The sequence below is a fragment of the uncultured Caulobacter sp. genome (assembly GCF_937900395.1).
GTDB lineage: Bacteria > Pseudomonadota > Alphaproteobacteria > Caulobacterales > Caulobacteraceae > Caulobacter.
In genome coordinates this window covers 64,183-89,152 of record NZ_CALCDX010000161.1, presented here as the reverse complement: position 1 = coordinate 89,152, position 24,970 = coordinate 64,183, and the positions used below count along the sequence as shown (strand labels likewise).

25 protein-coding genes are annotated in these 24,970 nt (G+C 67.6%); 12 read left to right on the top strand and 13 right to left on the bottom strand.

Annotation, left to right across the window (positions count from 1 at the left end; all coding sequences use genetic code 11):
• Positions 1-1,700, top strand: a 1,700-nt coding sequence (locus Q0379_RS14525; protein WP_299010131.1) for a TRCF domain-containing protein, incomplete at its 5' end; no start/stop codon positions are given.
• 682 nt (positions 1,701-2,382) lie between these two features.
• On the opposite strand, the gene Q0379_RS14520 is transcribed toward Q0379_RS14525, so the two are convergent.
• The 6 genes from Q0379_RS14520 to Q0379_RS14495 form a co-directional block, all read right to left on the bottom strand.
• Positions 2,383-3,276 carry a 5'-methylthioadenosine/S-adenosylhomocysteine nucleosidase gene (locus Q0379_RS14520; RefSeq protein ID WP_299010128.1) on the bottom strand — a complete coding sequence of 298 codons (894 nt, stop codon included), beginning with the start codon at positions 3,274-3,276 and terminating at the stop codon, positions 2,383-2,385.
• Positions 3,277-3,354: 78 nt separating this feature from the next.
• Positions 3,355-4,632, bottom strand: a complete 1,278-nt coding sequence (locus Q0379_RS14515; RefSeq protein WP_299010125.1) for an amidohydrolase family protein — start codon at positions 4,630-4,632, stop codon at positions 3,355-3,357.
• A 45-nt stretch (positions 4,633-4,677) separates the two neighbouring features.
• A complete protein-coding gene (locus Q0379_RS14510) occupies positions 4,678-5,115 on the bottom strand; it encodes an acetyltransferase (RefSeq protein WP_299010122.1) in 438 nt (145 codons plus the stop codon).
• 210 nt (positions 5,116-5,325) lie between these two features.
• Entirely contained in the window at positions 5,326-6,822 is a 1,497-nt protein-coding gene (locus tag Q0379_RS14505; RefSeq protein WP_299010119.1) for a phosphomannomutase/phosphoglucomutase, read from the bottom strand.
• Positions 6,823-6,921: 99 nt separating this feature from the next.
• Positions 6,922-7,878 carry a KpsF/GutQ family sugar-phosphate isomerase gene (locus Q0379_RS14500; protein WP_299010116.1) on the bottom strand — a complete coding sequence of 319 codons (957 nt, stop codon included), beginning with the start codon at positions 7,876-7,878 and terminating at the stop codon, positions 6,922-6,924.
• On the bottom strand, positions 7,875-8,105 hold the full coding sequence (locus Q0379_RS14495; RefSeq protein WP_299010134.1) for a hypothetical protein: 231 nt from the start codon (positions 8,103-8,105) through the stop codon (positions 7,875-7,877). Before Q0379_RS14495 ends, Q0379_RS14500 begins: the two co-directional genes overlap by 4 nt.
• A gap of 151 nt (positions 8,106-8,256) precedes the next feature.
• Here Q0379_RS14495 and gpmA point away from each other — a divergent pair, with 151 nt between their 5' ends.
• The 3 genes from gpmA to Q0379_RS14480 all read left to right on the top strand — a co-directional run bounded on the left by gpmA (position 8,257) and on the right by Q0379_RS14480 (position 11,682).
• A complete protein-coding gene (gpmA, locus tag Q0379_RS14490) occupies positions 8,257-8,970 on the top strand; it encodes a 2,3-diphosphoglycerate-dependent phosphoglycerate mutase (protein WP_066686255.1) in 714 nt (237 codons plus the stop codon).
• Positions 8,971-9,051: 81 nt separating this feature from the next.
• Complete coding sequence (locus Q0379_RS14485; protein ID WP_299010114.1) at positions 9,052-10,311, top strand: pentapeptide repeat-containing protein; 1,260 nt, start codon at positions 9,052-9,054, stop codon at positions 10,309-10,311.
• Positions 10,312-10,416: 105 nt separating this feature from the next.
• Positions 10,417-11,682: a pentapeptide repeat-containing protein gene (locus tag Q0379_RS14480; protein WP_299010112.1), complete on the top strand. Its 1,266-nt coding sequence runs from the start codon at positions 10,417-10,419 to the stop codon at positions 11,680-11,682.
• An 85-nt stretch (positions 11,683-11,767) separates the two neighbouring features.
• Here the strand turns inward: Q0379_RS14480 and Q0379_RS14475 are convergent, their stop codons facing one another.
• Positions 11,768-12,223, bottom strand: a complete 456-nt coding sequence (locus Q0379_RS14475) for an Hsp20 family protein (RefSeq protein ID WP_299010110.1) — start codon at positions 12,221-12,223, stop codon at positions 11,768-11,770.
• Between the two features lie 231 nt (positions 12,224-12,454).
• On the opposite strand from Q0379_RS14475, the gene Q0379_RS14470 reads away from it, so the two are divergent.
• The 4 genes from Q0379_RS14470 (at position 12,455) to Q0379_RS14455 (ending at position 15,707) form a co-directional block, all read left to right on the top strand.
• Positions 12,455-13,297 carry a class I SAM-dependent methyltransferase gene (locus tag Q0379_RS14470; protein WP_299010108.1) on the top strand — a complete coding sequence of 281 codons (843 nt, stop codon included), beginning with the start codon at positions 12,455-12,457 and terminating at the stop codon, positions 13,295-13,297.
• A 58-nt stretch (positions 13,298-13,355) separates the two neighbouring features.
• Positions 13,356-14,240 carry a methyltransferase gene (locus tag Q0379_RS14465; RefSeq protein ID WP_299010106.1) on the top strand — a complete coding sequence of 295 codons (885 nt, stop codon included), beginning with the start codon at positions 13,356-13,358 and terminating at the stop codon, positions 14,238-14,240.
• Positions 14,241-14,412: 172 nt separating this feature from the next.
• A complete protein-coding gene (locus Q0379_RS14460; protein ID WP_013080000.1) occupies positions 14,413-14,721 on the top strand; it encodes an SCP2 sterol-binding domain-containing protein in 309 nt (102 codons plus the stop codon).
• A gap of 5 nt (positions 14,722-14,726) precedes the next feature.
• Positions 14,727-15,707 (top strand): alpha/beta hydrolase, encoded by a 981-nt coding sequence (locus Q0379_RS14455; protein WP_299010100.1) that lies wholly within the window; start codon positions 14,727-14,729, stop codon positions 15,705-15,707.
• Here Q0379_RS14455 and hisN read toward each other — a convergent pair.
• Together hisN and Q0379_RS14445 are read right to left on the bottom strand one after the other, a co-directional pair.
• Complete coding sequence (gene hisN, locus Q0379_RS14450; RefSeq protein WP_299010098.1) at positions 15,682-16,518, bottom strand: histidinol-phosphatase; 837 nt, start codon at positions 16,516-16,518, stop codon at positions 15,682-15,684. The two genes, Q0379_RS14455 and hisN, sit on opposite strands and share 26 nt — an antisense overlap.
• A gap of 69 nt (positions 16,519-16,587) precedes the next feature.
• Complete coding sequence (locus tag Q0379_RS14445) at positions 16,588-16,971, bottom strand: helix-turn-helix transcriptional regulator (protein ID WP_299010095.1); 384 nt, start codon at positions 16,969-16,971, stop codon at positions 16,588-16,590.
• Positions 16,972-17,083: 112 nt separating this feature from the next.
• Here Q0379_RS14445 and Q0379_RS14440 point away from each other — a divergent pair, with 112 nt between their 5' ends.
• Positions 17,084-18,028, top strand: coding sequence for a lysophospholipid acyltransferase family protein (locus tag Q0379_RS14440; protein ID WP_299010090.1), 945 nt, complete (start codon positions 17,084-17,086; stop codon positions 18,026-18,028).
• Here the strand turns inward: Q0379_RS14440 and Q0379_RS14435 are convergent.
• From Q0379_RS14435 to gcrA, 4 genes are all read right to left on the bottom strand, one after another.
• Positions 18,025-18,552, bottom strand: coding sequence for a response regulator (locus Q0379_RS14435; RefSeq protein WP_299010087.1), 528 nt, complete (start codon positions 18,550-18,552; stop codon positions 18,025-18,027). The genes Q0379_RS14440 and Q0379_RS14435 overlap by 4 nt on opposite strands.
• A gap of 210 nt (positions 18,553-18,762) precedes the next feature.
• The gene (locus tag Q0379_RS14430; protein WP_066686272.1) at positions 18,763-18,975 is read right to left on the bottom strand and encodes a DUF2093 domain-containing protein; all 213 of its coding nucleotides are present in this window, start codon (positions 18,973-18,975) and stop codon (positions 18,763-18,765) included.
• Between the two features lie 28 nt (positions 18,976-19,003).
• Positions 19,004-20,524 (bottom strand): exodeoxyribonuclease VII large subunit, encoded by a 1,521-nt coding sequence (gene xseA / locus Q0379_RS14425; protein ID WP_299010083.1) that lies wholly within the window; start codon positions 20,522-20,524, stop codon positions 19,004-19,006.
• A 282-nt stretch (positions 20,525-20,806) separates the two neighbouring features.
• Entirely contained in the window at positions 20,807-21,325 is a 519-nt protein-coding gene (gene gcrA, locus Q0379_RS14420; protein WP_066686275.1) for a cell cycle sigma 70 cofactor GcrA, read from the bottom strand.
• 236 nt (positions 21,326-21,561) lie between these two features.
• Between gcrA and Q0379_RS14415 the strand changes: the two genes are divergently transcribed.
• From Q0379_RS14415 to argF, 3 genes are all read left to right on the top strand, one after another.
• The gene (locus tag Q0379_RS14415; RefSeq protein ID WP_299010079.1) at positions 21,562-22,383 is read left to right on the top strand and encodes an ABC transporter permease; all 822 of its coding nucleotides are present in this window, start codon (positions 21,562-21,564) and stop codon (positions 22,381-22,383) included.
• 164 nt (positions 22,384-22,547) lie between these two features.
• Positions 22,548-23,765, top strand: a complete 1,218-nt coding sequence (locus Q0379_RS14410) for an aspartate aminotransferase family protein (RefSeq protein WP_299010076.1) — start codon at positions 22,548-22,550, stop codon at positions 23,763-23,765.
• A 63-nt stretch (positions 23,766-23,828) separates the two neighbouring features.
• On the top strand, positions 23,829-24,764 hold the full coding sequence (argF, locus tag Q0379_RS14405; protein ID WP_299010073.1) for an ornithine carbamoyltransferase: 936 nt from the start codon (positions 23,829-23,831) through the stop codon (positions 24,762-24,764).
• Positions 24,765-24,970: the final 206 nt, after the last annotated feature.

Genomic DNA, 24,970 nt, shown 5'->3' with positions numbered 1-24,970 from the left:
ATCCGCCGCACGGCGTGTTCGACGAGTTCTGCGCCCGCTTCCCCTACGAGGAGACGGACGACCAGCTCAGCGCTATCCACGACGTGCTGGAGGACCTGTCGTCCGGCAAGCCGATGGACCGCCTGATCTGCGGCGACGTCGGCTTCGGCAAGACGGAAGTGGCCCTGCGCGCGGCCTTCGTGGTGGCGATGAGCGGCAAGCAGGTGGCGATCGTCTGCCCGACGACGCTGCTGGCCCGCCAGCACTACAAGACCTTTAAGGACCGCTTCCAGGGCTGGCCGGTCAAGGTGCGCTCGCTGTCGCGCCTGGTCGGCGCCAAGGAGGCGTCCGAGACCCGCCAGGGACTTGCCGACGGTCAGGTCGAGATCGTGGTCGGCACCCACGCGGTGCTGTCCAAGCAGGTCTCGTTCAAGGACCTCGGCCTCGTCATCGTCGACGAGGAGCAGCACTTCGGGGTCAAGCACAAGGAGAAGCTGAAAGAGCTTCGCGCCGACGTGCATATGCTGACCCTGACCGCCACGCCGATCCCGCGCACCCTGCAGATGGCGCTGTCGGGCATCCGCGAGATGTCGATCATCGCCACCCCGCCGGTCGACCGCCTGGCGGTGCGGACCTACATCAGCCCGTTCGATCCGGTGACCCTGCGCGAGGCCCTGCTGCGCGAGAAGTATCGCGGTGGCCAGTCCTACTACGTGGTGCCGCGCATCAAGGACCTCGAGGACATCGAGAAGTTCCTCCGCACCCAGGTGCCGGAGGTGAAGTACGTCGTCGGCCACGGCCAGATGTCGGCCACCCAGCTGGAGGACGTGATGACGGCCTTCTACGAGGGCCAGTACGACGTGCTGCTGGCGACGACGATCGTCGAAAGCGGCCTCGACATCCCCTCGGCCAACACCCTGATCGTCCACCGCGCCGACATGTTCGGCCTGGCCCAGCTCTATCAGATCCGGGGCCGCGTCGGCCGCTCCAAGGCCCGCGCCTACGCCTATCTGACGACGCCCGTCGAGAAATCGCTGACCCTGTCGGCCGAGAAGCGCCTGCAGGTGCTGCAGTCGCTGGACAGCCTGGGCGCCGGCTTCCAACTGGCCAGCCACGACCTGGACCAGCGCGGCGGCGGCAACCTGCTGGGCGACGAGCAGAGCGGCCACATCAAGGAGATTGGCGTCGAGCTCTACCAGCAGATGCTGGAGGACGCCGTCGCTGAGCTGAAGCAGCGGCAAGGTCAAGAAGCCCTGCTGGAGGATCGAGGCTGGTCGCCGCAGATCAACACCGGTGCGGCCGTGATGATCCCTGACGACTATGTGCCGGACCTGAATGTGCGCTTGTCGCTCTATCGCCGCCTGTCGGAGGCCGAGAAGGCCAACGACCGCGAGGCCCTGGCGGCCGAGATGATCGACCGCTTCGGCCCGCTGCCGCCCGAGACCGACAGCTTGCTCAAGGTCGTCGCGATCAAGGGGCTGTGCCGCGAGGCCAATGTCGCCAAGATCGACGTCGGCCCGAAGGGCGCGGTCGCCAGCTTCCGCAACGACGAATTCTCCAACCCGCTGGCCCTCGTGCAGTTCGTCGCCAAGAACAGCCTGATCTGGAAGGTGCGCCCCGACCAGAAGGTGGTCGTGAAGGGCGAGTGGGAAACGCCGGCCCAGCGGCTCGACGCGGCCGAGAAGATCCTCACTCAGTTGGCCAAGCTGGCTAAGGGGTAGGGTGGCTTAGTTCCTCCCCCGCATCGCGGGGGAGGTGGCCCAGAGGGCCGGAGGGGGCTAGCGCGGCCGACCTCCAGTGCGCCCCCTCCGTCGCTCCGCGACACCTCCCCCGTGTTACGGGGGAGGAACTTTTACGAGCGTTCGCGACGCTCTGTGATCCGCGTGTCCGGAATCGAAATGAGCGATTTCAAACACTTCCCACTTTTACACGCCGCTCTGTGATCCGCGTTGAAACCGCAGCCATACTCAGAGCCGTCCCCGTCGCGGGGGAGGGCGCTTGGATCCGGCCCAATGCGGCGGCGGGGATAGGCTGAGCGGGGCCGCGTGGTCTCGAAGCGGTTTCGACCGGGGTCTGTTCGTTGGATAGATCCGGGACCTCGGAAGAGGCCGTGGACAGGCGAGCGCGGAGCGACAGGGCGGTGATCGTACAAGCCGCCTATCGTGGATCGTCGGGCTGGGAGTCGGATGTAGCCGTCCCAGTGGGTCCGCGCCCGTCCGGGGGCTAGTGGGAACCCGAGCTGAAACAAGCTCACGCCTCCCATCCTCACGGGCAAGAACAGCCTGGCGGAGCGGACGTTCGAGCCGAAACGCAATCAAACCTTACGGTCTCCGGGTTCGCCCGGCCGCTCCGTCGCCTCCCCACACCTTCAGCGGCCTGCCGCGTGAAGCGGCGAAGGCGCGCCTAGTTCGGCAGAGCCTTGACGAACGCCTTCACCACCGTGGCCGAATTGTCCGAGGCCAGGGCCATGAAGGTGTGCATCTCGTTGGCGCCCGCGCCGCCGCCGGCCAGGTCCGAGAGGCTGCGGAAGGCGATGAACGGGGTCTTGTTGACCAGGGCCACATGGGCGACGGCGGCGCTCTCCATGTCGACCAGCCGGGCCTCGAAGGCCGAGCGGAGGTATTTGCGATAGGCGGCGTTGTCGAGGAACACCGGCGCCGAGACGCCGGCCCCGCCGATCACCACCTTGGGCGGGTGGATCAGGCACTTGTCGGCGGCGCAGCGCTGCAGGGCGACCGAGGCGGCGACCTGCTTGGCGGTCTCCAGCAGCGTCGGGTCGGACGGGAACCACACGCGGCCTTCGGGCGCCGAGGGCAGGATGATCGCCCGCGGATAGATCATGCCGTAGTTCGGCAGCTGGCTGTTGCGGATGCTGGGCGAGACGTCGAAGCCCTTGTCGGTCTCGCGGGCGAAGGCGCTTTCCAGGTTCTGGGCCCAGCGGTCGGCCACCACGACGTCGCCGATGTCCAACCCTTCGTCGACGCCGCCGGCGATGCCCGAGAAGACGATGCGGGTGATGTTGAAGCGGTCCAGCGCCATCTGGGTGGTCATGGCGGCGTTGACCATCGAAACGCCGCTCAGGAACACCACGACCGGCTTGCCCTCCATTTGGCCGGTCATGAACTTCACGCCGTGGACGTCGAAGGTCTTCTGGTCCTGGGTCGCGGCGTTCAGCGCCCCGATTTCCGGCGGGAAGGCCGAGATCACCGCCACGCGCGGCGTCTCGTCCAGGCGCTGGGCGAGGGCGGGCGAGACCAACAGGGCCACGAAGGCCAGGACGAGGGCGGGCAGGCGCATGGCGACTCCTTGAACGGTCACGCCTGCTTAGCGGCGGGATGGCTCAAGCCCAAGGGCTCGTCGCGCTTCCGGCGCCGATCAGCGGCGGGTGATGATTTGTCCGCCTTTGACGACCAGCACGACGTCACGCGTCGCCTCGATCACTTGCGTCGGGTCGCCCGTGACCGCGACGAGGTCTGCGAGGTAGCCGGGCTTCAGCTGGCCGAGGCTGTCGGCGCGTCCCAGGGCCTTGGCGTCGACCGCCGTCGCGGCCAGCAGGGCCTGGACGGGCGTCATGCCGGCCTTGACCATCAGCACCAGCTCGCGGGCGTTGTCGCCGTGGCGGAAGACGCCGACGTCGCTGCCCATGCCGATCGTGACGCCGCTCTTCAGGGCCAGCTTGAAGGCGCGGTCGGCGTTGCGCATAGCCGCCGTCGGCGGGGTCTTGCCGGCGACATAGCCGCCGAAATAGGTCGAGGTGCTCTCGACCGCCGTCAGGGTCGGGAAGAAGACGACGCCCTTCTCGGCCATCAGCTTGAAGGTCGCCTCCGAGCCGCCATAGCCGTGCTCGATGGTGTCGACGCCGGCCAGCACCGCCCGGCGCATGCCCTCGTCGCTGGAGGCGTGGGCCGAGACCGGGCGGCCGCCGGAATGGGCGGTCTCGACCAGGGCCTTCAGCTCCTCAAGGCTGAAGGTCGGCTGGGTCGAGCCATCCGGTCCAACACGGTAGTCGGCGTAGACCTTGATCCAGTCGGCCCCGGCGCCGGCCTGCTCGCGGACGGCCTTGATCACCTCGGGAACGCCGCTGGCTTCCTGAGCGCCCTGCGGGATCTCGGCCTCGGGATTGAAGTTGCGCCGCGCGGGGCCATAGGCGCCGGTCGCCACGATCGCCTTGGTGGCGACGAACAGGCGCGGGCCCGGGATCAGACCGTCATTGATCGCCTTTTTCAACGGAACGTCGGCCGTCCCGACGCCCTCGGTGCCGAGGTCGCGCAGCGTCGTGAAGCCGGCCTCCAGCGTCGCCTTGGCCTCCACCCCGGCGCGCAGCGTGCGATAGGTCGGGCTCTCCTTCAGCACCTGATCGTCCCACGAGGTCTCGTTGTACGGGTGCAGGAAGAGATGGCTGTGCAGGTCCATCAGCCCCGGGATCAGCGTCGCCCCGGGCAGGTCGATGACCTGGGCGTCCTTGGCGTCGATCGAGCCCAGCGGGCCGACGGCGGCGATCTTGTCGTCCTTGACCAGCACAGCCCAGCCGGCGTGCGGCGCCCCCGCGTCCTCGGCGGTCCACACCTTGGCGGGCTTCAGCAGGATCGGCTGGGCGGCCTGGGCGAGGCCGGGGGCGAGGATCAGGGCGAGGGCGGTGAGCAGGCGGCGCATGGGCGACTCGTTCAGAGGGGGGACGAGCAGCTAAACCCGAACCGCTCAGACGCCAAAGCGCAGATGGATCAGCGGATAGGCGCGGCCCTGGCCGTCGGTCGCCGACCAGCCGGTCGGCTCGAAGCCCATGTGCCGATAAAAGCCGACCGCCTGGTCGTTCTGCTCGTTGACGTCGGTCGTCAGGATCGGATGCACCGCCAGGGCGTACTCGATCAGCATCCGGCCGACACCGGCGTCGCGATGCTCGGGATCGATGAACAGCGCTTCCATATGCGAGCCGTCGATCAGCATGAAGCCGACGGGCCGATCGCGGCGGTCGACGGCGACGGTCAGCGGGGCGCTGGGCAGGAAAGCCTCGACCTCGCGGCCGATCGCGGCGCGGTCTTCCGGCGACAAGAAGTCGTGCGTGGCGTCCACGGCGGCGGCCCAGATCTCGACGACCCGTGGGCCATCCTCGGGGCGGGAGGGACGGAGCCTGATCATGAGCTGGGGTTAGACGATCAGCGCTCGAAGAAGAAGAGCATACCTCAAAGTTCTCCGCCTTCCTGGGCCTTGTGCCCAGGACCCAGCGTTCAGGTTCGCTGCGCTAGGGGTGAGTTCATGGCCCTTCCGTCGCGCGATCGCGGAGCCGTCTCGCCTGCCGCCAGCATGGGTCCTGGGCACAAGGCCCAGGAAGGCGGTGAAGAAACCGGATCAGATCTCCTGATTGTACTTGCCGACCCGGTCGCCCAGGCGGGGCTTGACCTCCTGGCGGAAGAGGGCGCGCATGTCGTCCTCGGACTGGGTGCTCTCGACCACAACGACGATCTCGGGCTTGTTCGACGAGGCGCGGACCAGGACCCAGGAGCCGTCCTCGAGGTGCACGCGTACGCCGTTGACCGTGATCACCTCGGTGATCTTGCGGCCCAGGATCGAGCCGCCGGCGGCGAACAGGTCCTCGTACTCCTTCACCACGTCGGCGACGACGCCGTACTTCTTTTCGTCGTCGCAGTGGGGGCTCATGGTCAGCGAGGTGAAGGCCACCGGCAGGGCCTTCTTCAGCTCGCTGAGCTTCTTGCCGGGATTGCGGTCCAGCATCGACAGGATGGCGGCGGCCGCCACAAGGCCGTCGTCATAGCCGCGGCCCAGCTCGCCGTTCATGAAGAAGTGGCCGCTCTTTTCGAAGCCGGCCAGGGCGTTCAGCTCGGCGCTCTTGCGCTTGATGTAGCTGTGGCCGGTCTTCCAATAGAGCGTCGTGCAGCCGTGCTTGGCCAGGATCTCGTCGGTGGCGTAGAGGCCGGTCGACTTGACGTCGACCACGAAGGTCGCGCCCGGATGCAGCGGGGCCAGGTCACGGGCCAGCATCAGGCCGATCTTGTCGGCGAAGATCTCCTCGCCCTCGTCGTCGACCACGCCGCATCGGTCGCCGTCGCCGTCGAAGCCCAGGGCGATGTCGGCGCCATGCTCACGGACGGCTTTCGCCATCTCGTGCAGCATTTCGTGGTCTTCCGGGTTCGGATTGTACTTGGGGAAGGTGTAGTCGAGGTCGGTGTCCATCGGGATCACCTCGGCCACGCCCATCTTTTGCAGGGCCTCGACCACGAAGGCGCCGGCCGTGCCGTTGCCGCAGGCGGCGATCACCTTCAGCGGGCGCTTGAGGCTGGCGCGCTTGGCGACGTCGTCGATATAGCGCTGGGCCTCGCCCTCGACGCGCACCAGCTTACCGCCGTCGCGCTCCACGAACTGGGCCGAGAGGACGATCTCCTTGAGGCGGCTCATCTCGTCGGGGCCAAAGGTCAGGGGACGCTGGGCGCCCATCTTCACGCCGGTCCAGCCGTTCTCGTTGTGGCTGGCCGTGACCATGGCCACGCACGGGATATCGAGGTCGAACTGGGCGAAATAGGCGGTGGGCGACAGGGCCAGGCCGATGTCGTGCACCTCGCAGCCGGCGCTGATCAGACCCAGGATCAGCGCGTTCTTGATCGACGACGAGTAAGAGCGGAAGTCGTGGCCGACCACGATCTTGGATTGGCCGAGCTCGTGGATGTAGGTGCCGAGGCCCAGGCCCAGCGCCTGGACGCCCAAGAGGTTGATCTCCGGCCCGAACAGCCAGCGCGCATCGTACTCGCGAAAGCCCGTCGCCTTGACCAGCGGCCCGTTTTCATAGGCGGCGGTATTGGGAACGAGATCGGCGCGCGGCGCGGAGAACATCAAGAAGCTCGCTTCAGTTGTGACAAAGTCGCTTTAGCCGCCCAGATCGAGGGCGACTAGCGCGATCACATGACAAGGTTCGGAAAAATCAGATGTGACCTAGATCACGCCGGCGCGGAGCAGGTCGTGGACATGCAGCACGCCGACGGGGCGTTCGGCCTCGACGACGAACAGCACCGTGATCCGGCGATCGTTCATCAGCTTCAGCGCCTCGGCCGCCAACGCGCCGGGGGCGATGACCAGCGGCGCGCGGGTCATGACCTCGCCGGCCGTATGCTGGAGCAGGCCGTCCATGTGCCGCCGCAGGTCGCCGTCGGTGATCAGGCCGGCCAGGCGTCCCTCGGCGTCGATCACGCCCACGGCGCCGAAGCGCTTCTCGCTCATCACCAGGAGGGCGTCGGGCATGGGCGCGTCGACGCCGATCAGCGGCAGCTCGGCCTCGCCATGCATCAGGTCGGCGACCGTGCGCAGCATGGCGCCCAGCTTGCCGCCCGGATGGAAGACCCGGAAGTCGCTCGCCGTGAAGCCGCGACGCTCCAGCAGCGCGACGGCGATGGCGTCGCCCAACGCGATCTGCAGGGTGGTCGAGGTGGTCGGGGCGTTGACCTCGGCGGTGGCTTCGGGCGCGTCCGGCAGGCGCAGGACGATGTCGCCGCCGCGGCCCAGCTGACTGTCTTCGAAGGCGGTCATGGCGATCAGCGGGATCGAGAAGCGCTTGGCGTAGGCGATGACGTCCGACAGTTCGCGCGCTTCGCCGGATTTCGAGAGCGCCAGGATCACGTCGTCGGGACCGATCATGCCGAGGTCGCCGTGGCTGGCCTCGGCCGGATGGACGAACATCGCCTGGGCGCCGGTCGAGGCCAGGGTCGCGGCGATCTTGCGCGCCACGTGGCCGGACTTGCCGATGCCAGTGCAGACGATCCGGCCCCTGGCGTTGAACAAGGTCTCGACGGCCTGAACGAAGGCCTCGTCGAGCGACTGGGACAAGGTCTTGAGCGCGTCGGACTCGACGCTCAGCACTCGCCGGCCGACGGCGATCGCGTCGAAGGCGCTCATTGGTCTTCCTGGCGGGACTGGGCCTGGCTGGCCGCTTCGACAGCCCTGCGGGCCGCCTCGTCCCGACGCGCGGCGGCGTCCTTCTCGCGCTGAATCTTCGCCTTCATTTCCGGTGTCTGCTGGACGGGCGTATGGCCGAATGGTCCCCAGGAGCGGTCGCCCTGGCCTTGCGGCCAGACAAGGGAAAAGGCGATCAGCACGAGGGCGATCAGCCCCATCAACGGCATGAAGATGCGATCAGGCATGGCCCGCCTATAGCACGGGCGGCGGCCGGGGGGAGGGGGCGCGGGCGCCATCCGTGCTTGACGCTGGAAGCGGCTGGTCTTAGCCCGCCCGTGACATAAGCCCGACCTCGCCCTCCATTCTGAAGGAAGCCCGATGCCGACCCTCGTCCTGCTCCGCCACGGCCAGAGCCAGTGGAACCTGGAAAACCGCTTCACGGGCTGGGTCGACGTCGACCTGACGGCCGAGGGCGAGGCCCAGGCGCGCAAGGGCGGCGAGCTGATCGCCAAGGCCGGGCTCGACATCGACCAGGCCTTCACCTCGGTCCAAACCCGCGCCATCCGCACCTGCAACCTGGCGCTGGACGCGGCCAAGCAGAGCTTCGTGCCGGTGACCAAGGACTGGCGGCTGAATGAGCGCCACTACGGTGGGCTGACCGGTCTGAACAAGGCCGAGACCGCCGAGAAGCACGGCGTCGAGCAGGTGACGATCTGGCGCCGCTCGTACGACATCCCGCCGCCGGAACTGGCCCCGGGCGGGGAGTACGACTTCGCCAAGGACCGCCGCTACAAGGGCGCGAGCCTGCCGTCGACCGAGAGCCTGGCCACGACCCTGGTCCGCGTGTTGCCCTACTGGGAGAGCGACATCGCCCCACATCTGAAGGCGGGCGAGACCGTTCTGGTCGCCGCCCACGGCAACTCGCTGCGCGCCATCGTCAAGCACTTGTTCCAGGTGCCGGACGACAAGATCGTCGGCGTCGAGATCCCGACCGGCAACCCGCTGGTCATCGAACTGGACGCCCAGCTGAAGCCGACCGGCGCGCGCTATCTGGACGAGAGCCGGGCCGAGGCTCTGCCGCAGGTTGGCTGACGGCGGCGGAAACCGTTGGAAAGGCGGCGTTAATCCTGTTCTGCGCAGGGTTGACGCGTCATTCGGGATACCATGCCGCCCATGAGCGCCGACGCGCCCGCCGCGCAAGAATACAAGCGTCTGACGCAGCACGACCTCGACGTCATCTGCGCCAAGCACGATCGCCTGTGGTCGGCGAAGATGGGGGGCGCGCGGGCGGTCTTCACGTTCTGTGATCTTTCCGGCCTGTCGTTGACGGGCCGGAACCTTTGCGACGCCGACTTCACCGGCGCGATGATGGTCGGCTGCGACCTCCGCAAGACCAAGCTGGACAACGCCAACCTCTATGGCGCGGACCTGCAGGGCGCGGACCTCACCGACGCCTCCTTGCGCCGCGCTGACCTCCGCGGCTCCAGCCTGCGCGGCGCCAATCTAACCGGCGCCGACATGTTCGAGGCCGACCTGCGGGAAGGGGCCATCGCGGCCGCCGACCGCAAGGAGGGCTACAAGGTCATCGAGCTGACCCAACGCGAGGCCTACGCCATCGGCGCCAACCTCAGCGGCGCCAATCTGGAGCGCTCGCGCCTGTCGGGGATCGTCGCGACCAAGGCCGACTTCAGCGACGCGATCCTGAAGGACGCCAAGCTGGTCCGCGCCAATCTGAAGCAAGCCAATTTCAACGGCGCCAACCTGGCCGGCGCGGACCTGTCGGGCGCCAACCTCGCCGGCGCGGACCTTCGCAACACGGTGCTGGTCGGCGCCAAGACCATGTCCTGGAACGTCAGCCAGACGAACATGGAAGGCGCCCTGACCGACAAGCCGGCGGGCACCAACGTCTCCGACCTGCCCTATGAGCAGATGATCGCCGACCATGCGCGCTGGATCGAGACCGGCGGCGCCGAGGGTAAGCCCTCGGTATTCGACAAGGCGGACCTGCGTAACCTGCGCTCGGTGCGCGGCTTCAACCTGACGGCCCTGTCGGCCAAGGGGGCGGTGTTCTACGGCCTCGACATGGAAGGCGTGCAGATGCAGGGCGCCCAGCTCGAGGGGGCGGACCTTCGAGCCTGCAACCTACGCCGGGCCGACCTCCGCGGCGCGCGGCTGAAGGGCGCCAAGCTGACCGGCTCGGACTTGCGCGACGCGCAGCTGGGGCCGCTGCTGATCACCGCCGACCGTGTGCTGCCTTGCGACTTGACCGGCGCGATCCTGGCTAACGCCGATCTCGCGCGCGCCGACCTCCGCCAGGCGCGGCTGGCTGGCGCCGATCTCTCGCGCGCCAATTTCACTGGCGCCCAGATGCGCGATGTCGACGTGACGGGCGCGATCCGGCTGGGCGCGCGCGGCTTGGACGACGTGATCTAACGATTGTCAAAAAAACGCGGCAATTCGTCGCGAGCTTAACTGTTCGCTGTCCCCGTCCCGATACGGTCCCGCCAATCCATCGAGACCATCATAGGGAACATCGTTATGAACGCCGCGCAAAGCGTGGCTGGGCGGCGTCGCCTGAGCCAAGCCGAGCTCGACATGATCGTAACGGCGCACGAGAAATTCGTTACCGGCAAGCCGGGCGGCCGCCGGGCCTCCCTCCGCTTCGTGCAGTTGTCGGGCCTTGATCTGTCGTTTCGAAACCTGACCGACGCGGATCTCTCCGCCTCGATCCTGGACGGCTGCCGCATGGTTCGGACCAAGCTGGACCGGGCCAATCTGTTCAGCTGCGATCTGCGCAAGTCCGACATGCGCCAGGCTTCTCTAGTGCGCGCCGACATGCGCGGCGCCAGCCTGCGTGGCGCCAACCTGGCGCAGGCGGACCTCACCGAGGCCGATTTCCGCGAGGGCCAGGTCTCCATCCCGCACCCCCGCAACGGCTCCGAAGTCCTGCGGCAGGAGATGCGGCGCGGCGAGGTGGACGAGGCCAACTTCTCGGGCGCGACCCTGGACGGCTCGGAGTTTTCCGGCGTCTCGGCGTTCAAGGCCGACTTCAGCGATTGCTCCCTGCGAGGAGCCAAGCTCTCTGGCGCGAACCTGAAAGAAGCCAATCTCGCCGGCGCTATCCTGGATGGCGCGGACATCGACGGCGCCAATCTGGAGGGCGTCAATCTGGCCGGCGCGGTGATGGCGGGGGTCGACACCTCGAACGCCAAGATCGAAAGGGCGGCCCTGGCGGGCGTGCTGGGCGCCTCCACGCCGGAAGCCCTGGCCAAGGCGGAGGCGCTCTACGAGCTCTGCCTCGCCAACCAGCGCTGGTGCAAGTCCGGCGGCAAGGAGGGCGCGGCCGCGCGGCTCGACGGCGAGGACCTGCGCCCGCTGGGCGATCGGCTGAAGGGGCTGCGGCTCACGGCGATGAGCGCCCGGGGCGCCTGCGTGGTCGGGCTGGACCTGTCCGGCGCCCACCTGCAGGGCGCTAACCTGCAGAACGCCGACCTGCGCGGAGCCAACTTGCAGGGGGCGGATCTGCGCGGCGCGAAGCTGACGGGCGCCAACTTGACCAAGGCCGATCTGCGCCAAGCCTTCCTGTCGCCGCTTCCGATCGGACCTCAGCGCCAAGCGCTGGTGAACATGGAGGGCGCTCGCCTGCGCTATGCGACGGCCCAGGCGGCCGACCTCGCCGGCGCGGTTCTCGATGGCGCTGATCTGCGCGGCGCGGACCTGACCGGCGCCCGCCTGACCAAGACGCGGCTGCGCGACGTGGACCTCAGCCAGGTCCAGGGTCTTGATCTGTCCATGCCGGACTAACCGGCCGGGCCGATATGAAAAAGGCGGCGCATCGCTGCGCCGCCCAAGTTCAGAGGGATGTGGGGGAGACTTCGCAGAAGGCCGCTTAGGCGGCCTTTTCGCCTTCGATCAGCGGCGAGGCGTTGGCCTTGATCTCCACGGTCCGGGGCTTGAGGGCCTCGGGCAGTTCACGCTTCAGCGAGATGGACAGCAGGCCGTTCGACAGCTCGGCGTCGACCACCACCAGGTAATCGGTCAGCTGGAACTTGCGCTCGAAATTCCGTTCGGCGAGCCCGCGGTGCAGGTACTGCTTGGCGTCGTCATTGGCCGCCTTGCGGCCGGTTACGGTCAGCAGGTTTTCCTTCACCTCGACGTTCAGCTCTTCCGGCTTGAAACCGGCCACCGCGATTTCGATGCGGTAGTCGTTCTCGCCGGTGCGTTCGATGTTGTAGGGGGGGTAGCCCGAGCTGGCTTCCGTGCGGGCCGCGGCGTCCAACTGGGCGGCGAGGCGGTCAAAACCGACGAGCGAGCGGTACAGGGGCGAAAGGTCGATCGTACGCATAGGGTCAGATCCTTCTCATCAAGCAAGGTCTTTGGTGTGCGTCCCTTCGGCGACCCGAAATCGGCGTCGCCAGCGGTCCGGAAGGCCCGGGTTCCCAGCGCCTTCGTGAATGTAGTTGGTGAGACCTTTTTTCGGTTCAAGGGGCGCCGACTTCAGCGAACGCGAATCCTTTGACGCCTCGCGCGCCCCGGTTAAGGTCGCCGCGCAACAATTCGCCGAAGGACACCCCCCATGCCGCTTCGTCGCCACATCCTGCTGCTGGCCGCCGCCGTCAGCCTTACCGCTCCCGCGGCCTTCGCCGCGACCGATCAGGCGTTGAAAGCCGCCATCGCCTCGCCCAACCGTCCCGCTGGCGACATCGCCCGCGACGGCGCGCGCCATCCGTACGAGAGCCTGACCTTCTGGGGGCTGAAGCCCAAGCAGACGGTGATCGAAATCTCGCCCGGCGGCGGTTACTGGACCGAGATTCTGGCGCCCTACGCTAAGGCCACCGGCGGGACCTACATTGCCGGCGTCGCCGACCTCTCCAACCCGAAGCTGTCGGAGGGCGCGCGCAAGGGCCGGGCTGACTTCGAAGCCCGCTTCGCCGACGAGGCCAAGTACGGCAAGCCCCGGTTCGTGAACTTCGGCGCCGTGTCGGGGCCTCTGGGCGCGCCGGGCTCGGCCGACCTCGTCCTGACCGCCCGCAATGTCCATAACTGGACCGTCCAGCCAGGCATGGCCGACAAGGTCTTCGCGGATTTCTTCGCCGTGCTGAAGCCCGGCGGCGTCCTGGCGGTGGAAGACCACCGGGCCGATCCGCGATCGGAGAAGGCCGCGGGCGCCGACGGCTATCTGAACACGGCGACGGTCGTGGCCCTGGCCGAGAAGGCCGGCTTCAAGCTGGACGCCCAGTCCGAGATCAACGCCAATCCCAAGGACACCAAGGACCATCCGTTCGGCGTGTGGACGCTTCCGCCGGTGAAGCGCACGGCCCCCGGCGGCCAGCCGGCGGACCCGAACTTCGACCGGACAAAATACGACGCGATCGGCGAGAGCGACCGCATGACGCTGCGCTTCCGCAAGCCGGCCTGACTTTGGTCAAGGTCGGCGGCCACCCTGGCGTGGTTTCAGCGTATGCGTACACGGGGGCATGATGGGGTCTATCCAGCAGTGGTCGCGCAGGAGCGTCCTGGCCGGCGCGACCGCGCTCAGCCTTTCGGGGTGCGGCAAGTCCAAGGACAAGGCCGCGCCAGCCGACAAGGCGCGGCCCGAAAGCCTCGAGGCGGTGGTCGCCGGTGACTGGCGGCTGCCCGCCGACCGCGCCCGCGACCGCTGGCGCCACCCTGTCGAGACCCTGAAGTTCTGGGGCCTCGCGCCCGGTCAGACCGTGGTCGAGTTCTGGCCGGGGGCAGGGTGGTACACCGACATCCTCGCGCCCTTCCTGGCCGACACCAAGGGCAAGCTCTATGAGGCCCTGCTGGAGACCAACAATCCGGCCGACCCCGCCGCCGCCGAGATCGTCGAGGCCTATCGGCGCAAGGTCACCGGGGCGAAGAAGGTCTATGGCGAGGTGACGTTCACCACCTTCGGCCCGACCAGCGGTCCGGTGGCGCCGGCGGGCAGCGCCGATCTCGTCGTCTTTCTGCGCAACCTGCACAACTGGATGGCCGGCGGCATCGCCGAGAAGGCCTTCAAGGACGCCCTGGCGGCGCTGAAGCCGGGCGGGGTGCTGGGGATCGAGGAGCACCGGGGAGAGCCGGGACGGGTCCAGGACGTGTTGGCCGCCGACGGCTATGTCCAGCAGGACTATGTGATCCAGATGGCCAAGGAGGCGGGCTTCGTGCTGGCCGCGACCAGCGAGATCAACGCCAATCCCAAGGACACCAAGGACCATCCGTTCGGCGTCTGGACCCTGCCGCCCACGCGCCTGTCGGCGCCGCGCGGCGAGCCGGCCGAGCCAGGCTTCGACCACGCTAAATACGACGCCATAGGGGAGAGCGACCGCATGACCCTCAAGTTCGTGAAGCCGAGCTGAGCGATCGAAGATCGAAGGCGCCGCGCAGGTAAAGTTGACAAAAACCCCGACTAGGGTCGCCTTCTACGGCCGGAAGAAATAAGGGCCTGTGGCGTCTGAACGGTGTTTACTTGTTCGGTCGCGCTGGTCTAGCTATCCGCAACATCATTTCGCGCAAAGGGAGATCGCGCCTATGGCCACCATCCAGGAAATCACCGATCGCATCAAAACCGCCGTCGGCGACGACAGCGGCCTGGGCAAGAGCCTGAAGTTCGATCTGAAGGACGCGGGCGTCATCCACATCGACGGTGGTTCGGTGACCAACGAGGACAAGCCGGCTGACCTGACCATGACGCTGGCGCTGGACGACCTGCTGGCCATCGGCGAAGGCAAGCTGGACCCGACCATGGCGGTCATGACCGGCAAGCTGAAGCTGTCGGACATGGGCGTGGCCATGGCCCTGCAGCCCAAGATGGGCGCCCTGTTCTCGAAGATGCGCTGAGCCTGATGACGGAACCGGCCTATCTGGTCTCGATCCCCGAGGCCCCGGTTCCCGATCATGGCAAGGCTGAATGGTTCCGCGGCGCGGAGGGGGCGACCCTCCGCGCCGCGAGCTTTTTCCCGGAAGGCCCGGCGCGCGGGACCGTGGTGCTCAGCCCCGGCCGCACGGAGCCGATCGAGAAATATTTCGAGGTCGTCGAAGACCTGCTGGCGCGCGGCTTCGCCGTCCTGACGCACGACTGGCGAGGGCAGGGGCTCTCGACGCGCGGTCTGCCCGACCGGCTGAAAGGTCATGCGCGCGGCTATCAGCCCTTCCTGAAGGACTATAGGGCGCTGCTCGCTGCGTTCGAGGCGCGGATGCCCAAGCCTTGGATCGCCATGGGCCACTCGATGGGCGGCTGCCTGACTCTGTTGGCCCTGGCCAAGGGCGAAGGTCGCTTCTCGGCCTGCGTGCTGTCGGCGCCGATGCTGGGCGTCAATACCGGCGGGATTCCGCCCTTGGCTGCGACCGCTCTGTCCTGGACGCTCTCGCGGCTTGGCTTCGCCGGCCGTTATGTCAGCGCCGCCTACGACCCCCTGTCGACGACCTTCGAGGCCGACAAGCTGACCCACGACCGCGCGCGTCACGATCGCTATCGGGCGCAGCTGAAGGCCGATCCGCGCATCGCCCTTGGGGGCGTGACCTGGGGCTGGCTGGATTTCGCGGTGTCGGCCTGCGCCTCTCTGGCCCGTCGGGGCTCCGTGGAGGGGCTCGACATTCCCGTCACGATCGTCGCCGCCGAGCTGGACGACCGCGTGCTCAATCCGGCGTCGAAGGCGATTGCCGATCGGCTGCCGCAGGGGCGCTACGCCGAGGTCCCCGGCGCCTTCCACGAGATCCTGATCGAGACAGACCCGCGCCGAGCGATGTTCTGGAAGGCGTTCGACGAGACGGTCGCCGCGACAATGAACGCTGGCGCGCCTATTTCGCCGAGCGTCGGAGGCTGACCAGGGCCTCGTCCAAGGGACGGCGGTCGCCCGAGATAACCATCTGGCCGCCGTTCGGGCCGATCGTCTCACCGCGCCAGTTGGTGACCATGCCGCCGGCGGCCTCCACCACGGGAATGGCGGCCTCGATGTCCCAGGACTTGAGGCCCGCCTCGATGACCATGTCCATCTTGCCCATGGCGACCATGGCGTAGGCGTAGGCGTCGCAGCCCAGGCGGGCCAGCTTGGCGGCCGCGCGCACCTGCAGCCAGGCGCCGCGCTCGGCGCCGTCGAAGCAGGCGTCGGGATCGGTGGTGGCGATCACAGCGTCGTTCAGACTGGCGCACTCGCGCACCTGGATCGGCGCGCTCTGGCCGCGGGCGATCAGGCGCGCGCCGCCGGCGTGGCCGATGAACAGCTCGTCGGTGAAGGGCTGGCCGATCGAGCCCAGCACCGGACGACCGTTGTGGCGCAGGCCGATCAGCGTGGTCCACAGCGGCAGGCCCGAAATGAAGGCGCGCGTGCCGTCGATCGGGTCCAGCACCCAGACGAACTCGGCGTCGGGGCGATCCTCGCCATATTCCTCGCCGATAACGCCGTGCTCGGGATAGCGCTCGGCGATCAGCTTTCGAATCGCCGCTTCCGCGCCGCGATCGGCCTCGGTCACCGGATCGAAGGCCCCGTGGGTGTCGCGCGGTAGGTTCTTGCCCGCCCCCTTGTCCTCGAGGCCGTGATCGGCCCGGAACAGTGGCAAGATGGCGGCCGCGGAGGCCTTGTTCAGGTCGATGACGAAGGCGTCGAGCGCCGCGAGCCGATCAGCGGAAAGAGTCATGCGCGCGGGTTTAGCTTTCCAGCCGCCGCCGCGCCACGCCTTTCCGCGCGTATCGGTTGCGTGGGAGACCTAAGCTTCCACCAGTTCGCCGCCATGCAGCGATTTGGCGAGGTCCAGAAGACGCCGGCGCGGGCGCTCGCCCAGCAGGTAGTACGCGCGGACCAGGTCCTGCGTCTCCTTGCGGGCGAACATCTCACCGCTTTCCGCCGGCTCGCCGGCCATCTCGCGCCGGACCGTCGAGAGCCCGTCGTAGAAGTAGCCGACCGGCACCTCCAGCGCCTCGGCCAACTGCCAGAGCCGCGCGGCGGAGATGCGATTGGCGCCGCACTCGTACTTCTGGATCTGTTGAAAGCGCACGCCGACCGTTTCGGCCAACTGCTGCTGCGTCAGACCCAGCAGACGGCGACGCCGACGCAGGCGCTTGCCCAGGTGGACGTCGATGTCGTTACCCATGGAACTTCTTGCCCCCTTAACCTTCTCCCGTACCGAAACGGAACGAGACGCCCGACCAGCCGCAAATCGCGTGCCGTTGCGCGAAGTGGCCGGCCAAGCCTACTAAGGGCGCATGTCTGAGAAGCGTCGGCCTTGGGTGCAGGATCTGCTGTGGCGGTTGGAAGCCTTCGGCTTTGACCTCTTCATCGGGGCGGTGCGCCTGATGGGCGTGGATCGGGCCTCCGACTTCGGCGGCTGGCTAGGTAAGACGTTCGGGCCGATGAGCGGCGCCCACAAGGTCGCGACGCGCAATCTGAAACTGGCCTTTCCCGAAAAGGACGCGGCCTGGCACGCTCGGATTCTGGACGAGCAGTGGGAGGGCCTGGGCCGCTCGTTCGCCGAGTTTCCGCTGATGGACAAGATCCTGCCGTCCACGGGGCGGGTCGAGGTCGTGGGCAAGGAGCGCCTGGAAGAGATCGCCCGCGACAAGATCCCGGTCGTCTTCGTCTCGGGGCATCTTTCGAACTGGGAGGTCATGCCGGCCGCCATCGTCGACAGCGGCGTGATCTGCGAGATGACGTATCGCGCGGCCAACAACCCGTATGTCGACAAGCGCATCAAGGACAGTCGCTTCCGCTATGGCGTTCGCCTGTTCGCGCCCAAGGGCGGCGACGGCGCCCGCGAGCTGCTGGAAGGCATGAAGGAGGGGCGATCGGTCGCCCTGATGAACGACCAGAAGTTCAACAGCGGGGTGGCCGCGCCGTTCTTCGGGCATGACGCCCGCACCGCGCCCGGACCGACGCGCCTGGCGATCCGCTTCGGCACGGTCCTGCAGCCCATGTCGGTGCAGCGCCTGAAGGGCGCCCGCTTCCGGGCGGTGGTGCATGAGCCGATCGTTCCGCCCAAGACCGGCGACCGCACGGCCGACATCGAGGCGGGCGTGCGGATGATCAACGCCTTCATGGAAGACCGCATCCGCGAGCGGCCGGCCGAGTGGTTCTGGGTGCACCGTCGCTGGCCCAACGAGGTTTACGCCGCCCTGGCCGAGCGTGAGCGGGCTGACGGGCCCACGACCTAGATTTCGATCGTGTCGCTGGGCGCTTCGCCCGAGTCCGCTTCGCCGGCCCGGCGGAACGGGCCCTTGTGCGAAGGATCGTTCCGACGCCGCCGGCAGGGACCGAAATAGTCTGGCGACCGTATGAACGGCCGCGGGTGGAAGATCACCGTGTTGATCCGGTCCAGCAGGGACCGAGCGGTGACCGGCTTGACCACGATCTCGGTGACGCCGGCGTCGCGCGCTTCAAACACGCGATGCCGTTCGGCGAAGCCGGTCAGCATGATGATCGGCAGGAAGGGATCGACGCTGTCGTCCGCATTGCGAACCAGATGGGTGAACTGAACGCCGTCCAGCGGGCTCATCTTGAAGTCGACGATGGCGATGTCCGGGCGCCAGTCCCGCAGGACCTGCAGGGCCTCGGCGCCGTCCATCGCTTCCCGGATCTGCCGCGCCCCCACGCCCTTCAGGATCGTCGAGACGATCGACCGAATGTGCTGGTTGTCATCCACCAGCAGGAAACGCAGCTTTTCAAACGCCGCCGGCATTCGGTAGCCGCCTCCTCAAGGATCTCGCGGGGAAGGCCGGACGAAGATCGCTCTTGGCGGCCTAACGTTCCGGCAGGGTCGGCATTGCTAACGAATGATTTAAGCTCAAGCTAGACACGAATAACGCGAACCGAGTTTCCGAAAGTCTGGGCGGAATGTCGTCCGGATGGCTTGGGGCGTGGAATAGACGCTCCGACGCGACGCGAACGCTCAGCCTTGCCAGCGCTTCAGGGCCTCGGCCGCGCCGGCATAGGCCTCCTGATGCTCGGGACTCCAGTAGCGCAAGGCCTCCAGCGGAATTTTCGCGTTTGTGACGGCGCAAAGCACGAAGCGGCCGGGCGAGAGCACGGCGTATTCGCCGTCGCCATAATGCAGGACGGCCAAGCCGTCGGACTTGCCGAGATCACGATCGAAAGCGTTCATGGTCCATACTCTACGCCAGAGCGGCGTCTCAGAACAGGTCGCCCTGCTCGGTCTTGGGCGGGGCGGGCTTGGGGCGTGACGGGGAAGGGCGCGGCGGCGTCTGAGGCGGAACGATTACGCTTTCGCCATCGATCACCGCGTCGCGGTCGCCGACCTTGAACTTCAGGTTCACGCGCTCGCCAGCGGCGAGGTCGGCCGCCGAGCGGGCCAGGGTTCCGTCGGCCTTGCGGACGAGGGCGAAGCCGAGCTCCAGCGGACGTTCTGGGTTCAGCGACACCCTCAGCTTCTCCAGGTTCGCCAGTTGGTCGTCGGCCCGCGCTAGGCGGCGCTCAGCGGCCGAGCCTAGACGTGTCCATAGCAGGGGCAGGCGAGCGTGATCCCGGACGCGGTCCACCGAGCGGGTCCCACAGGCGTTCAAGCGGCGGCCCAGGTCCGCCAGTCGATCGGCCTTGGCGGCGTGCTGGCGGCGCAGGGCGTCCGGCGTCAGACGCGCGGTGACCTTCAGAAGGTCCTGGGCGTGGACCGTGGTGTTGCGGTGCAGGGCCGCGTCCAGGCGGCCCGAGGCGATGTCGAAGCGCTGCTGCGCCAGGGCCAGCAGGTCGTTGGGACGCGGCAGGCCGCGCGCGGCCCCCAGCAGCCGGGTGCGACGCTCCTCGATTGTCCGGGCCCCGCAGCGGCTGAGGCGACGGTCGAAATCGGAGATCAGCGCCCGCAGCTCGGCCAGAACCGGCGTTGCCATCTCGGCCGCCGCCGTCGGCGTCGGCGCGCGGCGGTCGGAGACGAAGTCGATCAGGGTGGTGTCGGTCTCGTGGCCGACCGCCGAGATCAGCGGGATCGCGCCTTCTGCGACGGTGCGGGCCAGGGCCTCGTCGTTGAAGGCCCAGAGATCCTCGACCGAGCCGCCGCCCCGGGCGACGATCAGGATGTCGGGACGGGGCGCGGGCCCGCCCGGCTGGATGGCGTTGAAGCCGCGGATCGCCGCGCTCACCTGGGCGGCGGCGGCGTCGCCTTGCACGACGACCGGCCAGACCAGCACGTGGCACGGCCAGCGGTCGCGGATGCGATGCAGGATGTCGCGGATCACCGCCCCCGTCGGGCTGGTGATGACGCCGACCACGGCGGGCATCGAGGGCAGGGGGCGCTTGCGCTCGGGCGCGAACAGGCCCTCGGCTGCCAGCTTGGCCTTCAGGCGCTCCAGCTGCGCGAGAAGCGCGCCGACGCCGGCGGCCTCCATGCTGTCGATGACGATCTGGTAGCGCGAACCGGCCGGATAGGTGGTGATCTTGCCGGTGACGATGACCTCGAGCCCGTGCTCGGGCCGCACGCCTAGGCCCCGGACATTGCCCTTCCAGACGACGCCGTCGATCGCGGCCTTGTCGTCCTTGATCGTCAGATAGACGTGGCCGTTGGAGTGATGGGTGACCTTGGAGAGTTCGCCGCGCAGCCGCACGAAGCCGTAGCGATCCTCCAGCGTCCGCTTCAGGGCGAAAGCCAGTTCGGAGACCGAGTAGGGCGGGGCGTTGGAATCGTTCGGCGCGAGGTCCGTCATAGGGCTGTTTTAAGGGGGAAGTTGGGAGAGGTCATCCGTTCCCGATCACCCTTTCATCGCCTTCCTCGCCCTCGTGGCGAGGACCCATGGTTCGGCTTGACGCGGGAGCGTGGGAGGTGGGTCTGACGCTGATGGCGCGCGTCGACGCACGTCTCGCGGCGGAACGATGGGTCCCAGGCACAAGGCCTGGGAAGGCGGATTTCAGGAAGTCCCAGAAACGCAAAATCCCGGGCGGTCTTCCAACCGCCCGGGATCCGCCGCTCTGAGAGACTTTTATTGTTCTTAGATGTAGCGGCGAAGCGAGCGGGCGAGCTCGGTGGCGCCGCCCTTCTTCTTCGTTTGCTGGGGCTGGTAGGCCACGCGGGCATGTTCCACGCAGTAGGGGCCTTCCGAGGAGCGGCGGCCGCAGAAGGTGAAGCCTTCCGACGACGGATCGCCGATCGGCCACTTGCACATGTGGGCGCCCAGGGTCAGCACCGTGGCCGAGCCCGGCTCCTCGTGCCGGAACGCCGGCAGCGGCGCCGGCGCGGCGGCCACGGGCATCGACGGCGCCTCGATCGGCGTCACGCGGCGCGGCGCCGACGGCATGGCCTGGGCGGCAGGGCGCGCCGGGCGCGGCGCCTTGAAGGCCGGGCGCGCGGGTTGCGAAGGCGCGGCGCGGCCCGACAGGCCGAGACGGTGAACCTTGCCAATGACGGCGTTGCGCGTGACGCCGCCCAGTTGCTTGGCGATCTGACTGGCCGACAGTCCGTCCAGCCACAGCTTCTTCAAGGTCGAGACCCGTTCGTCGGTCCAGCTCATAACCCGTCTCCGCCATTGTGATGGAATGCGGGCGTCCCCACGCCCATCATCCCATATTTGGTGATCGAACCGCCCCGCCGGCGGTCGTCCTACTACTAATCGTAAAGAATGCATTAAAACACACAATGGGCGCCAACGACTCTGTCCACAGAAACAAGATGTTGATTCACGCAAGCCCGAGCTTGCGAAAAGGGGGGCGAGGGCGCACATGCCAAGCGGAACAACGGGTTGAGCGCATGAGAGACACCGCGAAGAGCGTCATTCCGCCGCAGCCGCGCGACTATCACGGCTGGAACTGGAGCGGTTTTCTGACCCTCTATCAGCGCGAGATCCGCCGGTTCTGGAAGGTCGGCACCCAGACGGTGGCCGCGCCGGTCGTCACGACTCTGCTCTACATGCTGGTTTTCGTGGTTGCGGTGGGCGCCAGCCGCCCGGCCGTGGGCGGCGTGACCTTCGGCCATTTCGTGGCCCCGGGTCTGATCATGATGGCGATCCTGAACAACGCCTTCGCCAATTCCTCGTCGTCGCTGATCCAGGCCAAGATGATGGGGCTGACGCCCGACTTCCTGACGCCGCCGCTGTCGGCGCTCGAGCAGGTCTCGGCCTTCACCCTGGGCGCCGCGACGCGTGGGATCGTGGTCGGCGCGGTCACGGCGCTGGTCGTGGGCGTGCTGCCGGGCGCCGGTCTGTCGATCGTCCATCCCTGGGCGATCGTCTATTTCGCCGCGGTCGCGTCGCTGAGTCTGGGTCTCGCCGGCGTCGCCGCGGGCCTATGGTCGGAGAAGTTCGATCAGCTGGCCGCCGTGACCAATTTCCTGATCATGCCGATGACGTTCCTGTCCGGCACCTTCTACCTGGTCGACAAGCTGCCCGAGCCCTTCCGGTCGGCCAGCCACTTCAACCCGTTCTTCTATCTGATCGACGGCTTCCGCTACGGCTTCATCGGCCACGCGGACGGTTCGATCGCGATCGGGGTGGTGTCGACGGGCCTGCTGACGGTGGCGCTTTTCCTGTGGTGCTGGCGGCTGTTCGTGACGGGCTATCGCCTCAAGAGCTGATCCCGCTGTGGCGAAGGCGACAAAGTCCGGGATTTTCGCCGGGTTTTCAGGCGCTTTCATCGTCCCTTGATTGACACGACGGCGTTCCACGGCGACAACCTGCGGCCTTCCGGTCCCCGTGCTCAGAGCGCGGGGGCTTCTTTCCTTTTAGGGAGGTCGGTCTCTTGAGCACCGCGTCGTCGTCCCCCACCTCGCAGCACCACATCATGGGCGTCTACAACCGCGCCCCGCTGGCGTTCGAGCGAGGCCGAGGCGCGCGCCTGTTCTCGACCGACGGCGGCGAATACCTGGACTGCGTGGCGGGCATCGCCACCAACGGCCTGGGTCACGCTCACCCCGTGCTGGTCGAGGTCCTGAAGAACCAGGCCGAGAAGCTCTGGCACGTCTCGAACATCTATCGGATCCCTGAACAGGAGGCCCTGGCCGACGCCATCTGCGCATCGACCTTCGCCGACGTGGTGTTCTTCACCAACTCGGGTACGGAAGCCGTTGAATGCGCGCTGAAGACGGCCCGCAAGTACCATTCCGCCAACGGCCAGCCCGAGCGGATCGACATCTACGGCTTCGATGGCTCGTTCCACGGCCGGACCTACGCCGCGGTCAACGCCTCGGGCAATCCGAGCTATGTCGATGGCTTCGGTCCGCGCCTGCCGGGCTACAAGCAGCTGACCTTCGGCGACCATGACGCCATCAAGGCCGCGATCGCCAGCCCGACCACGGCGGCGATTATCATCGAGCCGGTGCAGGGCGAAGGCGGCGCGCGCGCCGTCCCGACCCAGTGCCTGAAGGGCCTGCGCCAGCTGTGCGACGAGCACGGCGTGCTGCTGATCTATGACGAAGTCCAATGCGGCATGGGCCGCACGGGCAAGCTCTTCGCCCACGAGTGGGCCGAGGGCGGCGAGCCGCACATCATGGCGGTGGCCAAGGCCCTGGGCGGCGGTTTCCCGATCGGCGCCTGCCTGGCCACGACCGAGGCGGCCAAGGGCATGACCGTGGCCGCCCACGGCTCGACCTTCGGCGGCAACCCGCTGGCCATGGCTGTCGGCAAGGCGGCCTTCGACCTGATCAACTCGCCCGAGACGCTGGACAATGTGAACGCCGTCTCCGGCTTCCTGACCCAGCAGCTGAACGGCCTGAAAGACCGCTTCCCGGACATCATCGTCGACATCCGCGGCAAGGGCCTTCTGATCGGGATCAAGCTGATCCCGAACAACCGCGAGTTCATGGTTCTGGCCCGTGACCAGCACCTGCTGGTCGCCGGCGGCGGCGACAACTGCGTGCGCCTGCTGCCGCCGCTGAACCTGACCATCGAGGAAGCCCGCGAAGCGATCGGCAAGCTGGAAAAGGCTTGCGAGGTCGCGCGCGCCAAGGCTTCCGCCTAGCAATCTGAACCTTTGAAAACCGCCCGCTTCGGCTAGCCGGAGCGGGCGTGAGGGATTTGGCCCATGACCGCCCCCCGCCACTTCATCGACCTGTGGAAGCTGGACGGCCCGACGCTGCGCCTGCTGCTTGAGGACGCCAAGGCCCGTAAGACCGCCCGCAAGGGTTGGCCGCAGGGCAAGGTCGACGCCGACGCGCCGGCCAAGGACCGCGTGCTGTCGATGATCTTCCAGAAGAACTCGACCCGCACCCGCTTCTCGTTTGACGCCGCCATGCGCCAGCTGGGCGGCTCGGCGATCATCTCAACCTCGTCGGACATGCAACTGGGCCGCGGCGAGACCATCGAGGACACCGCCAAGGTGCTGTCGCGCATGGTCGATGCGGTGATGATCCGCGCCAACAGCCACGCCGACGTCGAGCGCTTCGCTCAGGTCTCGACCGTGCCGGTGATCAATGGCCTGACCGACAAGAGTCACCCGTGCCAGATCATGGCCGACATCCTCACCATCGAGGAGCATCGCGGCGACATCGGCGGCAAGACGATCGCCTGGGTCGGCGACGGCAACAATGTCTGCTCTAGCTTCATCCACGCAGCGCCGCTGCTGGGCTTCGAGCTGAAGATCGCCTGCCCGGCGGTCTATCACGCCGACCTGCACGACCTGGCCCGCGCCGAAAGCCTGCAGGGCAAGGTCAGCATGACGACCGACCCGCGGGAAGCCGTGCGGGGCGCCGACGTCGTCGTGGCCGACACCTGGGTCTCGATGGGCGATACCGACCATGACGAGCGTCTGGCGGCGCTGGAGCCCTATCAGGTCGACGACAAGCTGATGGATCTCGCCAAGAGCGACGGCGTGTTCCTGCACTGCCTGCCGGCCCACCGGGGCGAAGAGGTCACGGACGAGGTCCTGGACGGCCCGCGGTCGCTGGTCTGGGACGAGGCCGAAAACCGCATCCACGCCCAGAAGTCGGTTCTGGCCTGGGCGTTCGGTGCGATCGGCTAAAACTGGAAGAGGGCGCCGGCCAGCGCCCGGTTGGACTGCGCTGGCCGACTGCGCCGGCGCGTATGGGCAAAAGCGACGGCCCGTCTTTGGTGCGCCGACTCCGCAAGCTGTGCAATGCGGCAGGACGTCGCTTTCCTCGGATTGGGTCATGCGGTCGCGTGAGGCCAGGCTCGCAATTTCCACAAGACCCCCTATTTAACCGCCCC